Raw genomic sequence first — 12,127 nt, forward strand, 5'->3', positions numbered from 1 at the left:
GAGTTCGCGGTGATAGCACTCCAATATATTGAGGTCTAAATCGATGTTGCGTTGTGCTTCAGGATTCTCAAACGTTGATTTGAGTTGCTCACGCGCACACACATTTTTTAGATTAACCTTGTTCGGAGGTAGGTTGTATTGGCTTGTCGTATTCACGATATGTGCTTTAAGATCTGCACCGTGGCGGACAATACGTGTACGTCGTCGCAGCAAATCTCGTATTTCCTGAATTATCTCTTACGGGTTACGAGCCTGAACTATCTTCTAATCTGGCCTTTACAAATGATGACATCCGTCTAAAGCCATTCATTGACTCTGCAATTAAGAACAATATAAAAATTGGTGTTGGTGCTCTATTAGATTCGAATGGCTTGCCAAAAATAGGGCTTATTATAATTTCTCCATTAGGTTGTGTTGATACTTATGAGAAAATTTACCTTCATTCAGGTGAAGAGGTGTATTTTTCTGAAGGGGCTCATCATAAGATACTAACAATTAGTAATACAAAGATTGCTAATGCCATCTGTGCTGATGCCAATAATGAAGCGCATGTGCAAACTAGTTCTGAATTAGGTGCATCGGTATATATTGCAGGAGTATTAATTACCGAAGGTGGTTATGACTCAGATACGGCTGTAATGAATAACTATGCTAGTAAATATAATATGCTTGTTGCAATGGCAAATCATAATCAACCAACTGGTGACTGGGCTCCTATAGGTAAAAGTGCAATTTGGACTAATGCGGGGTTACTTGCTAGTGCTACTGAGACTCAAAATGCGCTTGTTGTAGCTGAAAAGCTCGATAATGGCTGGGCTGGACAAGTATTTGAACTATAGCAAGCGCTTTCAATGGAACAAAACCCGTTGGTTAGGTTCCGCTTCGCTCCTCATTATGATCAACAGTTTTTGTCTGCTTAAGCAGGCATCTATAAAAAGGCGTATTAATGACTAGAGATATAAATTTGTCATATTCACCTAAAGAAATTTTTGAATTAGCAGGCAATATTGTGTCTAGGCTATCTGATGAAAATGCAAGCTCGTTTGCTGCAGGCTTACCCAATGTAAATAGCCTTTCTTTACGCGAACTGGCACCTTCTTTGTTACCGATAATAAATTCCATTAAGTCAGTTGGAGCCGTATCTGAGAGTACTTCGGAACTGGTTGCAGCTATAAAAGATACTTATGAGTTCCAAGCATGGCGACAACCATATTCTGAAAAAGATATAGGGGCTACGTTTACCAATGGGTCCGCTTGGTTTCCGATTGCTGATGTTAATGGGCCAATTGTTTACACGGAAGGGCTAGTGGAAATTATGCTACTAAATAGTGGTATAACCTATCCCAAACATAGCCATAGCCCTGAAGAATTATATATAGTTTTAGCTGGTCAAGTTTGGTGGGAAGCAGACGGTGCAGCCGATAGCCCAACCTGGAAAAAAGCTGGAGAGTTTATCCATCATCTGCCACATCAAGAGCATGCAATAACGGCTGGAGATGACGCGGTGTTGATTTTGAACTTATGGCGTGGCGGCAGCTTTGAAATGCCAAATATAACTTAAACCACTGGTCTATCGTTATTGGCAGAGTTATGCATAATGAACCCATGAAATACTATTTTTTATTTATAGCTATATCTCTTTTAGTGGGAGCACTATTTTTAGTTTACAACAGATTACAATTTATAAGAGTGTCCCAGAAAATAACTGGAAAGGTCGCAGGTATAAGTAGTATGAATTATTCTGCTGAAGATACTGGAGGTAAGTCAAAGCATATCAAAGTGGCTTATACCGATGCAGAAGGAAAAGATAAGATATATACGGCTGATAATTCATTACTTGTATACTTTTATCAAGAAGGGCAACTTTTGAAATTGGCTTTACATAAAGATAGAGTGCTTATTAATACAATAGTCGGTATATACACAGCTCCTATATTTATTTTCATACTCGGTTTGGTAGTTTTGTTTTTATTTCAGTCTATGGATTAAATATGCATAACAAATTTGTGCCTAATAATGGAGGTGAGAGGTATTGTAGCAATTTATGGGTCTTCGTCTTTTTGGGTTTGGTTGCCTTCCAGATTATCGCGGCTGGCGGAGAGAAGGCTCAATAAGTAACAAGGTCAAGCAATGGATTCGCAACTGGCGACGTTATGTTTATGCAGAACCGTAGAGTATGCCAGAGGTAACCATTGCTCTAAAAGGATTCGTAATTTGCCAATGTGTACGGAGGTTCCAATATGAGTGCATATCTTGTTGTTGATACCAATATCCATAATTCAGAAATGTATGAAATATATAAAAGCTTAGCGAAGCCTATTGCTGAAAAATACGGCGGTGTTTATCGAGTGCGTGGTGGAGCTATTGATCTTAGAGAGTCTGATCTTTGGACACCCACAAGGATTGTTATTATTGAATTCCCTGATGTAAAAAGCGCACAGGGCTTTGTCGATTCAGATGAGTATTCTCAAGTAAAGAATCTGCGTCTTGATAACGCTGAATGCACGTTGTTTATCATCGAAGGGTGCTAAAAGCTAACTGCACATAGCAAGTCACTCAAAGGATAAGTAACAGTTAGTTTTTGCGTCTTTGTCGCTTATATAACAAATTACTTTTTGCTTCTTAGTGAGGCGTTATGCCTGGGAACATAATTTGATGCTTGAGCCTGATCCATTGAGAATTCTTACATTTATAACACCGAAAGATCTTGGCCAGTGGCTCAAGTCGAATCACGCCTCTGAAAGTGAACTGTGGGTGAAGATATACAAAAAAAACAGTGGAATTGAGAGCGTGTCTTGGGATGATGTTGTTATTGAGTCTCTATGCTGGGGTTGGATCGACGGTATTAAGAAATCAATCGATGACCAAGCTTATCTTCAGCGAATTACGCCCAGAAAACTGCGAAGCAATTGGTCTAAAAGAAACACAAAGCATGCGGAGCGTTTAATAAGTGAAGGTCTGATGATGGAATCAGGGCTCGTACATATTCGTTCAGCAAAAGAGGACGGTCGTTGGGCAAACGCCTATGTTGTAAGTGAAATGGAAGTACCTTTGGACTTTCTGGCTGCGCTAGAGAGCAAGCCGAATGCTAAAGAGTTTTTCGAAACTCTCAATAAATCCTGCCGTTATGTCATCGCATACGGGTTGATAAGTGCAAAGAAACCAGAGACCAGAGTAAGGCGGTTTGAAAAATTCTTGAACATGCTTGCCCATGAAGAGAAGCCTAAATAAGTTAAATGCGGCATGAGAGGGCGTTATGTATAAGATTTTTCCATATTTAGTAGACACCTATATAGTTAGATTTTGATCTAGCTGAATGTATAGCGTGATCAAGCATCGTAACCCCGCCTATTTGAAGAAACGCTTAATATTTATCTTTTTGGCTTAGGCGGTGACGTTATAGATGGTGCAAGTATCTTTTGGCCATATGGGACAGGCTCTTTTGAATTTATAAAAATCATTGAGCCGAATTTAATGAGGTTTGTTTTTTTGACGGCAAAGTTTGGGATATCGAAGTATTGAGTAAAAAGCATGTATATTTCCCATTTTTCTCTGAGCCTAGTGGTGTGTGGCGAAAGCTAAAGTTTTTGAGAAACTTTATAATAACAGCTGCCACTTAAGTATCTTCATAGTAAAAATCTAACCAATAGCGATACCTGACGCCATAATGCTGGCTTTTGAGAGTGAGTGGCTAAAGTGTTTAGGGCAAGATCAGAACTCAGAAATTAAGGGTACATATGTATACAAACGAAGATCTTAATGACGCAGTTAAAAAGGGAATCTTTTCAGTATGCGCTGTTGATGAGTTTAGGGCGCAATTAGAAAGTGCTAAAAAAACACATTTTGTAGATGAAGAAAACTTTCGTTTGGTGAGTAGCTTTAACGATATCTTTGTCGTGATTGCTTGCTCATTGCTGCTGTTTTCTTCGCTATGGGTTGGCGAAGGTATAAGCGAGGGGTTAGGTGGGCTTATTTTTGCCCTGCTGTCGTGGTTGCTAGCTGAAGTTTTTACCCTTAAAAGAAAAATGGCGTTACCTTCAATTGCTTTGCTGTTGGCATTTGTTGGTGGGGTATTTAGCTTTTGTCTCAGCTTGTTTGATGATCCGGCTGAACTTTCATTCATGATGGCTTCAACGGTGTCGGCTATTGCTGCATGGTTACATTGGAAGCGTTTTGGTGTGCCTATTACTATTGCAGCGACAACGGCCGCGTTAACGACTCTCGCTGTGTCCGTAGTGTTTAGCTTCTTCCCCGATACAAAGGTTTATATGCTATTTGCCTTTTTTTTATGCGGTGTTGTTATTTTTAGTTTTGCGATGTATTGGGACTCTTCAGACATTACGCGTACAACGCGTAAATCTGATGTGGCTTTTTGGCTGCACTTATTGGCGGCGCCTTTGATCATTCATCCTGTTTTTACAAGTTTGGATATATTTGAAGGCAATGAGAATCTTATCAATATGTTGATTGTGATAGTGCTTTATATTTGCATGACGCTTTTATCCATAATAGTAGATCGTCGTGCTTTTATGGTCTCGTCATTGGCTTACGTCATATACGCCATTACTGTTATTTTGAACGAGATTGGTGGGGTTGGTTTAAACTTCGCATTAACAGGCATCTTTATAGGGAGTGCGTTATTAGTATTATCGGTATATTGGCACGCGATTAGAGCAGGGTTATTGAGGCGCTTGCCTTTGCATGTTCAACGCTATGTCCCGACGATTAATTAGAAATCACAGGCGTTAAACGGCATACTCTATGCGTAAAACATATCTGTTGAAACTGCTACGTTAACGGGATACTGAGACGTAATTTCGTTTTGCTAATCGCTAACGAATTACGCAGTGTATATAATCCCACCCACAAAAATCACAATGCTTATTTCTTGAAATAGAAAGGACTCAGGATGTTATTAAAGAAACTTACAGGTGGTGAGCTGCTTTTTGGCGAAGGCCGTATTAGCGGATATATTGCAGTGACGTTAGCCGCTTTAAGCTTGCTTGGTGTGTTGGCTTTTCATTTTCCTGAATATCTAACAACGCCAGATTTACGAGCGGCCTATGATGTAGATGTAATCCGTATGATTATGTTTGCAGCCTTAGTCGTATCAGGTAGTTTAGGCTTGCTAAATTTTGTGCGTAACACGAATAAACGTGCAGGTTTGATCGCATGGTCATTCATTATTGTCGCGATAGCTCTTGGTGGCCATCGAGTAGAAGTGATAGCGTTTGAGCAAGGGCCTGCATACTTGGGGCTTGATTGGTTCATTTTAGATCTGCTTGGCTCAACTCTGATTTTTATCTTTATCGAAAAGATTATTCCTCACAGAAAGCAGGCAATACTAAGGCCTGAATGGCAAACGGATCTCCACCACTTCTTTGTAAATCATCTTATTGTGGGTTTTGTATTGTTAGCGGCCAATCAGTTTGTCGCCAATGCATTTGGTTGGGCAGTGGAGCAAGGCTCCCAAGAGTGGGTACAAAGTTTTAATTGGATTAGCCAGTTATTGCTTGTTCTATTGGTGGCTGATCTTGTTCAGTATGCTCTGCACCGTGTTTACCACGAAGTCTCATTTTTTTGGCGTTTTCATTCGATCCATCATAGTGCCAAAACAATGGATTGGTTGGCGGGTTCTCGTCAACATATTGCCGAACTAACAGTGACACGTTGTTGTGTGCTTGCTCCTATCTTTGTGCTGGGTTTTGATAAAAGCGTGATAGATGCTTACATCATCATTGTTGGTTTTCAGGCGGTACTTAATCACACCAACGCCCAGATAAAATTTGGCTGGCTTAAATATATTATCGTGACACCACAGTTTCATCATTGGCACCACTCATCAGACAAAGCAGCTATTGATCGTAACTACGCGGCACACTTTGCATTTATCGACTACCTTTTCGGAACGGCAGTAAAAGGACAAAAAGAATGGCCAGAAGCCTATGGGGTAGTCGGTGACTATGTTCCTGAAGGTTGGTTCAAGCAGCAGGTTTTTCCGCTAATAAATAAATAATCATCAACCAAAGACTGGGATAATCTCCATCAATATCATGTGTGTGATTTTGTGCTGAGATCTTTACCGTGTTAGTAATGTACTTAAGCGCGGCAGCTTATAGCAGTCGCTTATCTAGGCGCTAGCTGCCAGCTATTAATTCGAGTATGTGATGAGCTCAACACGTAAAGAACAAATCTGTGCTTTATTAAAAGGCATCGAAACGGGCGATGAAGCATCAGTTTCTGTAGTTAATCCCAACAAATATATCCAGCATAACCCTCAAACCCGTGAAGGAGGAGAGGGCTTGGCGGCGTTGTTTAAACGTCTTTCTAAAAGCTCCCCTCGGGTCAATATTGTTCGCGTATTTTCAGATGGCGATTATGTCTTTGGCCATACAGAGTATGATTTTAGTAGCTCAAGAATTGGCTTTGAAGTGTTCCGATTTGAGGGCGACCAAACGGTTGAGCATTGGGATAATATACAATCTCGTAAAGGCCCTAATATATCAGGCCATTCCATGGTTGATGGCGAGACGATGGCAACTGAGCTCGAAAGTACTGAAGTGAATCGGGAGCACGTAAGAGCATTTCTTAAAGACGTTTTAATTGAAGGACAAACTCAAAAACTAGCACACTTTATAAACGCTGAGTCCTACACTGAGCACAACCCTCGTTTAGCTGACGGGCTTTCGTCATTGCGCACTGCATTAACAGTGAAAAATTATGAAGGTTGTCTTTCTATTCAATACAATACATTGCATAAGATTTTGGCGGAAGGCAGTTTTGTGCTATCGGCCTGCGAAGGATTTTTAGCGGGGGTTAATACTTCATTTTATGATCTATATCGCGTGTCAGGCGGCAAGATTGTGGAGCATTGGGATACCACTGAAGCAATTGCGCCACGCAGTGAATGGAAAAATGAAAATGGGAAGTTCTGAGCTAATAATTAGCAAACTGTGTAAACAAAACATGTTTGGCTTTTCGTTTCAAACCCATAGCCTTGCTGAGGGCTTTGTGTCGCTAAAGAGTAAGTTTAGGCACGTAGTGATGGCTTCTTTTATTATGTCTATCTCATGTGTTGTGAGTGCAGAGAATATCAAACCTTTTACCTCTGATGGGTGCAGTGCTTTCCCAGATGGGACGTTTGAACAAAAGAAATTATGGTTATCTTGCTGTACAGCCCACGATTACTCTTATTGGCAAGGTGGTACATATGATGAAAGGCTTATTGCAGATAAACAGCTAAGGGATTGTGTTTCTAAAGTGGGGGAGCCTCAAATCGCCAGTCTAATGCTGGCAGGTGTGCGTGTTGGAGGAAGCCCTTACTTCCCTACCTCATTTAGGTGGGGATATGGTTGGTCTTATCCTCGTTTTTACAAAGTGCTTACTGCAGCAGAAAAAATGCAAATATTATCTAGAGAGAATGATTTATAAAAGTCTATCAAATATCGAATATTGCAGAATATAACTATGTGCGAAAAGCAGATACTAAAAGTAGTTAACTGAGGATAATAGTAAGTATTGCATTTGATTTACTATAAAAATGGATTGTAAATAACACCGATTATTTTACATGTACTCTTTACGTGGCTCAGCACATACCCTTTAAAAGTTAGAACGTATACTGTTCAATAGTACTGCACTTAATAGGATTTTCTTTTCTCTATAAAAAACATCCTTTATGACAATAATCTTTTTTATAAACAATAGCTTAGTTGTTTACCTATACTGAATAAGATAACGCATGCAGTGGAGCTCTAAAGAAAATAGAGTTACTGCCGTTGTTACGTTTCTTACTTAATACAGGATGTTGTTTATGCCTTCATTTCTTCGTGATTCATCGATCGTAAATCAACTGGTAGTCATTCAATTAGCTTTTGTTTTGTTGGTATTCACAACGCTTACCGTTTTTGTAAATCATGAAGTAAACCGTGGTTTTATGGAAACAGTAGAGCATTCGGTTATAGAGCATGCTGAGCAGCTATCGCAGAACATTGATTTTTATAACACGACACTGCAACAACAAACCAACCGTATTGCTGATGTATTCGTACATATGTTTCCAGGAGAGATAAGTAACTCTTCAGGCGAGGACGTAAGCGTTGGTAGTTATCAAGTATCCTTGTTAATGAATGCGGGTGAAGTCATTACAAATAATTTTGATAAACCCGATAAATTCACTGAGATGACAGGTGGTACCGCCACAGTTTTTATGCGCGTTGGGGATGATTTTTTACGGGTCAGTACTTCTTTACGCAAAACGGATGGTAGCCGTGCATTTGGTACGATGCTTGGTAAGTCGCACCCTGGTTACAGTAAGCTTATTAATGGAGAAGAGTACAAGGGCCCTGCATACCTCTTTGGTCGCCATTATATGACCAAATATATACCGTTTAAAAATAATGCAGGTGAAGTGGCAGGTATTCTTTATGTAGGGTTTGATTATACTGCTAGCCTTGCAGAGCTAAAGAAAAGTATCTCGCAATTATCTATTGGAGAGACTGGTTTTGCTTTTATTGTCGATCTTAAGGAAGGTAAAACACAAGGGAATTTAGTGCTACATCCATCGGGTGAAGGCAAAAGAATCTCTACTGTTCTCGATAGTGGTAATAAGATTTTAAACACTATTATGGCCTCACCAGAGGGGGTACTTCATATCCCTGCTGTTACAACAACCGGTGAGATAAAAAACAAGTTACTTGCTTTTTCTCATGCGAAACAATGGAACTGGGGTGTTGTCGTTGGGAGCTATGAAGAGGAATTCACTAGAGCTGCAGATCAATTGAATTTAAAAATGATCCTTCTTTCAATTGTTAGTGCATTTATTATCACGGGGCTGTTGTTCATTACTCTGCGAATCAAATTAAAACCGATAGAAACTATTTGTGGCTATATGCAGTCGATTGGTGACGGGGATTTAACAACACGCATAAATACAGACATGGGTAGCTCTGAAGCAAGTAAAAATGAGATTCATCAGCTTAGTCGCAGTGCTAAAGCTACGGTTGGAGGGCTCCGCAGCGTTATTAAACAGTTAAATAATACAATGAGTACAATTTCTACCCACTTACAAACGGTATCAGGTGGTATTGACCTGTTACATTCAGATCTTAACCGCCAACAGCAAGAAACTGAGATGGTCGCATCGGCTATATCAGAAATGACTTCTGCGTCAGAAGAAGTTGCCAACAGTGCAGCATCTGCTGCAGAGCAAACTCAATTAGCTAGTTCGGAAGCAAATAACGGCGATGTACTTGTACAGGAGGTTGTTAATTCAATCCAGAGTATTTCAAGTGAAGTTGGTGAACTCACCAATATGATAGAACAGGTTGAGCAAAACAGTAACTCTATCGGAACAGTAATGGATGTTATTCAAAACATTGCTGAGCAAACAAATTTACTGGCATTAAATGCTGCAATAGAGGCTGCTCGTGCAGGGGAGGCGGGTAGAGGTTTCTCTGTTGTCGCTGATGAGGTGAGAAATCTAGCGCAGCAGACGGCAAAATCTACTACCGAAATCCGTGAGATGATAGAACGACTTCAAGGAAATACCCGCACTGCAGTACAACGTATGGGGGTGAGTAATGAAAAAGTAAAAGGTAGTGTGGAAATGACTTCTCAAGCTCGTGAGGCGCTTATCGCAATTACGACGTCTGTTTCCAATATATCAGATGCTAGTGTGCAAATTGCGTCTGCTGCTGAAGAACAAACATCAGTGAGTGAGGATGTTAGTCGTAATATTGAGAATATCAGTACGATTGCGATTGAGACTTCAAACTCAAGCCAAAAAATGGCAAAAGCTGTTTCAGCCCTAGATAATGCAGGTACCGAATTACAGCGTGTTATAGGCTTGTTTAGAACATGATCTTAACTTAATGAGTAGCTTTGGAATGTTACTCTTCATTTTTCTATGACGATTCAGCTAATAGACTGAATTAAATATAGAAATGATAATTTAGCAGGAATATATGAAAGAATCGGATCTTTATCTTCCGCTAAAACACTTTTTAACTTCTCAGAACTATGAAGTGAAAGGGGAGGTTCTCGACTGTGATGTACTAGCCGTGCGTGCAGAAGACCCTCCACTTGTTGTAGAGCTTAAGTTGTCGCTTAATCTTAGTGTTATTCTTCAAGCCGTTGAGCGGCTTTCATTAACATCGAGTGTTTATATTGGTGTGCCAAAGCGTTGCAGCAGTTTGGAGAGAAAACGTAAGCAAGTTATTAAGTTGCTACGGATGCTTGGATTAGGGCTTGTGGTGATTGATCCAGAAAAGGAAGGGAGTGTTGAGGTGCTACTTGACCCTGGTGAGTATAAGCCTCGTAAATCAGAACAGCGAAAAACGCGTTTATTAGGTGAGTTTGCAAAACGGGTAGGTGACCCTAACCTCGGTGGTACAGAGAAAAGAAAAGGTATCATGACGGCGTACCGTCAAAAGACTTTGCTTATTGCTCAGTTTTTGAAGGAACACGGGCCAACAAAAGCAGCACTTATTTCTCAGCATATTAGTGAGCCTAAAGCACGAGAGATTTTGTATAAAGATGTTTATGGTTGGTTTGATAGAGAGTCGAAAGGTATTTATGCACTCTCTCCCCGAGGAAAGCAGGAGATCTCTTTTTGGCAGGAAAAGTTAGATAAGAGCCTTGAGGTGTAAGGCTGCTCGATGAGCATCTGCCCCTTTGTTTATTTCACCACGCAAATAAGTATATGTGTACGTTGGCCTGTGACAAATCTAACTACTTGCCCCATTGCCTGACTCTGCCCACATCAAGATGTATAAAGTCGCTACGGGTATATAAACCAACGCCACCGCCTTGTAGTGCTAAAGCAGCTTGGTGTAGGTGTTTTGTATCAATCCCAGGTAGACGAATATCGATCGCTTTCCCCTGCATGTGTAAGCTTTTTTTAGCCACATTATTACTGCGTTGGTTGAGCATTGCATTGGTTTCGGGTGAGCGATAGCCAGAAATTACATGGAAAGGGTCAGCTGAACCCAGCATGTTTTTTAAGTCATGCAATAGCGTTAACAACTGCGGATCCATGTTGCCTACTTGGTTACTACGATGGTCACGTAGCAGATAGTTAATATTATCTAGGCTCTCCGTTACATAGTCTCCAGCGGCGTAGAAAGTGGTTTTGAGTGCTTCGCCGGTGTGAAGGTTCTGGAACATCAATGTTTTATCAAATGATGCTGTTTGGATGGCACCCAGTGCACTTGAGGATACGGCTAAGCCCGCAGTAATACTGCCCATATGGCGCAAAAAGTCTCTTCGAGACTGCTGATGGGAGCTCTGGGATTTATTTGGCATAGTGTGCTCAGCTGATCATTATTGATTCAAAAACCGCAATTATGCCTAATATCGGCTGGTCTGTATATTAATTGACCATTTGTTTTTCTTCACTTTTTAGCTTTGCAAGGTCATTTAAGTCGCGCTTATAGATATCATCTCTGAAGTGTAGTGTCCCTTCGTTGTCCAGCCATGCTGTCCAATAAACTATATGAAGTGGAATGGGGGCAGAGAAGTTGATCTTGCGTGTCTTATCGGTTTTGGCCAGTTGGCTTAATTTTGCTTCTTCAGGGCGTTTTTCGATAGATAGCAACGCACTGGCTAAATCTTGTGCTTTCTCTAAGCGCACACAACCTGAACTGTAATCGCGCCGTGTACGTTTGAAAAGATGCTTAGCTGGTGTATCGTGCAGGTAAATAGCATATCGACTTTGTGAAAGAAACTTAAATTGTCCTAGCGTGTTTCTTTTGCTGGGCGGTTCAAAAAAACGTAAATACTCCGCACCTTGATACATGTTTTCAGGTATAACTAGCTCGGCTGGAATGATATTGCTATTAGACCCCCATCCCGAACGGATCTGTAAGTTATGACTTTTTAGAAAATCGATGTCTTGTTCCCACTTTGGCAATATGTCTTTAAAAGCGATGCTTTTAGGTACATTCCAAGAGGGATTAATAACAAGAGTATTTATGGAAGTATCAAATACGGGTGTTTGTCGTTTCTTACGACCCACAACTGTCTTCATTTCAAGTGTAATTTTTTCTTGGTTATATAGCCTAAGCTTGAATTCGGGAATATTGACTCGGATATAATGCTGCGCAGAGGGTGTGCCAAAGCTTTGCTG

The 12,127-nt window shown here is 40.5% G+C and carries 13 protein-coding genes and 1 pseudogene; 11 read left to right on the forward strand and 3 right to left on the reverse strand.

Going from position 1 to position 12,127, the window contains the following annotated elements:
* Positions 1-219, reverse strand: a pseudogene (locus QZZ55_RS10765) (IS110 family transposase); the annotation flags it as partial.
* Between QZZ55_RS10765 and QZZ55_RS10770 the strand changes: the two are divergent.
* The 11 genes from QZZ55_RS10770 (at position 195) to QZZ55_RS10820 (ending at position 10,649) form a co-directional block, all read left to right on the forward strand.
* Positions 195-839: a carbon-nitrogen hydrolase family protein gene (locus QZZ55_RS10770; RefSeq protein WP_293267329.1), complete on the forward strand. Its 645-nt coding sequence runs from the start codon at positions 195-197 to the stop codon at positions 837-839. The pseudogene QZZ55_RS10765 and the gene QZZ55_RS10770 sit on opposite strands and share 25 nt — an antisense overlap.
* 107 nt (positions 840-946) lie before the next feature.
* Positions 947-1,561, forward strand: a complete 615-nt coding sequence (locus tag QZZ55_RS10775) for a dimethylsulfonioproprionate lyase family protein (protein ID WP_293267330.1) — start codon at positions 947-949, stop codon at positions 1,559-1,561.
* Positions 1,562-1,731: 170 nt separating this feature from the next.
* Complete coding sequence (locus tag QZZ55_RS10780; protein ID WP_293267331.1) at positions 1,732-1,989, forward strand: hypothetical protein; 258 nt, start codon at positions 1,732-1,734, stop codon at positions 1,987-1,989.
* A 251-nt stretch (positions 1,990-2,240) separates the two neighbouring features.
* On the forward strand, positions 2,241-2,531 hold the full coding sequence (locus QZZ55_RS10785) for a DUF1330 domain-containing protein (protein WP_293267332.1): 291 nt from the start codon (positions 2,241-2,243) through the stop codon (positions 2,529-2,531).
* Positions 2,532-2,655: 124 nt separating this feature from the next.
* A complete protein-coding gene (locus QZZ55_RS10790) occupies positions 2,656-3,231 on the forward strand; it encodes a YdeI/OmpD-associated family protein (protein ID WP_293267333.1) in 576 nt (191 codons plus the stop codon).
* Between the two features lie 506 nt (positions 3,232-3,737).
* Complete coding sequence (locus QZZ55_RS10795) at positions 3,738-4,733, forward strand: hypothetical protein (protein WP_293267334.1); 996 nt, start codon at positions 3,738-3,740, stop codon at positions 4,731-4,733.
* 176 nt (positions 4,734-4,909) lie between these two features.
* Positions 4,910-6,016, forward strand: coding sequence for a sterol desaturase family protein (locus QZZ55_RS10800; RefSeq protein ID WP_293267335.1), 1,107 nt, complete (start codon positions 4,910-4,912; stop codon positions 6,014-6,016).
* 151 nt (positions 6,017-6,167) lie between these two features.
* On the forward strand, positions 6,168-6,935 hold the full coding sequence (locus QZZ55_RS10805) for a hypothetical protein (RefSeq protein ID WP_293267336.1): 768 nt from the start codon (positions 6,168-6,170) through the stop codon (positions 6,933-6,935).
* A 109-nt stretch (positions 6,936-7,044) separates the two neighbouring features.
* Positions 7,045-7,431, forward strand: coding sequence for a hypothetical protein (locus QZZ55_RS10810; protein ID WP_293267337.1), 387 nt, complete (start codon positions 7,045-7,047; stop codon positions 7,429-7,431).
* A 382-nt stretch (positions 7,432-7,813) separates the two neighbouring features.
* Positions 7,814-9,862, forward strand: coding sequence for a methyl-accepting chemotaxis protein (locus QZZ55_RS10815; RefSeq protein ID WP_293267338.1), 2,049 nt, complete (start codon positions 7,814-7,816; stop codon positions 9,860-9,862).
* 103 nt (positions 9,863-9,965) lie between these two features.
* Positions 9,966-10,649, forward strand: a complete 684-nt coding sequence (locus tag QZZ55_RS10820; RefSeq protein ID WP_293267339.1) for a DUF2161 family putative PD-(D/E)XK-type phosphodiesterase — start codon at positions 9,966-9,968, stop codon at positions 10,647-10,649.
* A gap of 82 nt (positions 10,650-10,731) precedes the next feature.
* On the opposite strand, the gene QZZ55_RS10825 is transcribed toward QZZ55_RS10820, so the two are convergent.
* Positions 10,732-11,304, reverse strand: a complete 573-nt coding sequence (locus QZZ55_RS10825; protein WP_293267340.1) for a YcbK family protein — start codon at positions 11,302-11,304, stop codon at positions 10,732-10,734.
* 67 nt (positions 11,305-11,371) lie between these two features.
* Positions 11,372-12,127 (reverse strand): L,D-transpeptidase family protein (locus tag QZZ55_RS10830; protein ID WP_293267341.1); only part of this gene is annotated, 756 nt, incomplete at its 5' end.

It is taken from the genome of Neptunomonas sp. (assembly GCF_016744175.1).
Taxonomy (GTDB): domain Bacteria; phylum Pseudomonadota; class Gammaproteobacteria; order Pseudomonadales; family Balneatricaceae; genus Neptunomonas.